2 protein-coding genes and 1 pseudogene are annotated in these 2536 nt (G+C 45.9%); 1 reads left to right on the top strand and 2 read right to left on the bottom strand.

Annotated features, from left to right (window positions below; genetic code table 11):
* Positions 1 to 107: pseudogene (locus V6C93_RS19785) on the top strand (IS200/IS605 family transposase); the annotation flags it as partial.
* Positions 108 to 263: 156 nt separating this feature from the next.
* Here V6C93_RS19785 and V6C93_RS19790 read toward each other — a convergent pair.
* Positions 264 to 1148, bottom strand: coding sequence for an AraC family transcriptional regulator (locus V6C93_RS19790; protein ID WP_333478387.1), 885 nt, complete (start codon positions 1146 to 1148; stop codon positions 264 to 266).
* A 326-nt stretch (positions 1149 to 1474) separates the two neighbouring features.
* Positions 1475 to 2536: adenylate/guanylate cyclase domain-containing protein (locus tag V6C93_RS19795; protein WP_333478389.1), on the bottom strand; the 1062-nt coding region annotated here is incomplete at its 5' end.

Consider the following 2536-nt stretch of genomic DNA (forward strand, 5'->3'; position numbering starts at 1 on the left):
AACTTCCTAGCTTGTGGACTCGTTCTTACTTTCATACCACTGCTGGTAGCGTTAGTTCCAAGGTGATTATGGACTACATTAAAGACCCGCATCACAATACCCACTGATAGCGTAGCTCTCTTCGAGTCTTGCCTGCGGCACGCTACGCGAACGAGCGTCTGCTAGTAGGCGCTCCCACAGCGCAACCTCGCCTTCATCCGTTAGAAGACAGCTAGACGGTTTTCTGCTGCGAGCATAATAAATCCAAGCCAATCGATACGGATTTACTTGAGGGGAAGAAACACGTCGGTAATCGCCTCATGTTCAGGTACATCAGGGAAAAAACTAACTCTCTGTAGAAACAGCGGAAAGTCTCGCGGTTCTTCTTTGCTCAACGGGAGCCAGTTCGAGTAAAGATAAGTGATACTCTCGCCAAGATTAGCATCGTCCCCGACGTGTCGTAACACGGCGCACCTACCACCAGGAATGGTTTTTTCTACAACCCCAAATGGGTTGTCAGCCACATCTTGCTCTGTTGATGCGCATATGTCAAAACAAAAGTTTACAGGCGAGGTCTCGGACGGATTATCGTAGAGGATGTTGAAAGTTTCGCTGACTTGGGGTGACAGATTGTTCTGCTTTCGCCATTCGATAAACTTGCGAACTGAATTCCCGATGAGCCTTGGATCACCACGGTGCTCAAGAGCAGCTACTTTGGTGTCTTTAAAAGTGATTAGCTTAACTTTGGGGGGCTGATTTTCTGATTTCATGTGCTTGCTCCTTAAGTCACTTAATGGTTGGTAAGTCAAGTACCAAGGATTCCACTGTGGGCGCTCTTTGAACTCGGAAGGAGTTTGCCCTAGGCTTTTCTTGAATGCACGAGAAAACGATTCTTGGTTTTCGTAGCCACTCGCCAGCGAGATATGAATGATCTGCATATCATCACGAAAGGCAAGTTGGTAAGAAGCACGCTTTAAGCGATTGAGTTGAACGTATTTGTATACGCTAATCCCGAACAGCTCAGAAAACTGCCTGTGAAAATGATATTTCGAGAATGCAGCAACCTTGCTAAGGCGCTCAAGACTAAGGTCGTCGTCCAGATGAGAATCGATGTACTCAAGCACCTTGCGGAATCTAGAGTGATAGGTGTCAACGGCAGATTCAGTCAATTGTTGCATCCTCCTCGGCTATCTATAGACTACTCCCTGGGAATCCATGAAACCTGACAGAAATTGCTCAATCTACAAGTGCTTGGGTCAAAGAGGTAATCTGTCATGCTGAGCGGAACATCGTGAAGCGGTAGCGACGTAAGGAGCGTCAGCATCTGCGAGATTCTAGCGTCACGCCTCGCTTCGCTAACGCTACGCTCTCCAATGACATGATAGAACGCAACTGGGTATTAGCTTGCTGTCGTCTAAAAGTTATTCAAGCCAGCGAAAACCGCGATGCAATTCAGCAGTGCGCTTAGGTTTAGACTAACTTCTACCGCCCTGCACTAGGTTTTAAGATTTTGGCAGCGATGCAAATAAATTCGAGCGGCGGTATCCTCTGGGTTAAAGAGTAAGACCTCTTCAAACGCTTGCGCCGCTTCTCTAAACGAATACAGATTGTAAAGTAACAAACCTTCCTCGAATGCTGTTTTCGTGATTAATTTACCTTCTCGTCTTTTAGGCGGGTCGGCATCAAACATCTCATAGACACTCACCGCTGCTGATTTTCCCTTAACCTGAACCCGGTCGATGACGCGAAAGGCATATTGATTCACATCTTTTAATTGACAAAAGGTATAGTGAGAAATTAACAAAGATGCACCATAATTTTTAGTCAGTCCTTCAAGGCGAGAAGCTAAATTTACAGCATCACTGATAACTGTGCTATCCATTCTGTTTTGTCCCCCGACTGTCCCTAACATGAGAGAACCGGTATTGATGCCAATGCCAATTTGAATCGGCACATATCCAGAATTCGCACGATGGCAATTATATTCGGAAAGTCGATTCAGCATAGTAATTCCGGCTTGAACCGCATCATCGGCACTACGGCTAAATAGAGCCATAATCGCATCACCAATATATTTATCAATAAAACCATGATGAGCGATAATAGCAGGTTCCATACGGCTGAGATAGGCATTAATAAATTTGAACGTATCTTCGGGGGTCATCCTTTCCGATAGAGTGGTGAAGTCTCGAATATCGGAAAATAGCACCGACATTTCCTTCTGTATTTGGTCGCCTAATTGAACATCAACAATGCTGTCTTTTTCCAAAAATTGGAGAAATTGGCGGGGGACAAAGCGTGAGAACGCTTCGTTGAGCCGAAAAAGCTCCGCCGTGAATTTTGTCCGCTCTGCCTCCGCTCGTTGGCGTTCCGTAATATCTTGGAAGGCTACGATCGCATAAGCTACATTTCCCTTATCATCAAAGATGGGTGTGCCCCAAGCTTCAATGGGGATCACCTTGTCTCCTTGATGAATTTCTAGATTGTCTGTTGTCGTGCTTTCACCCCTCAATGCTCTGATCGCGGGTAATTGCTCTGGAGGGTACGTCCAATCGGT

Source organism: Allocoleopsis sp. (assembly GCF_036703385.1).
Taxonomy (GTDB): Bacteria; Cyanobacteriota; Cyanobacteriia; order Cyanobacteriales; family Coleofasciculaceae; genus Allocoleopsis.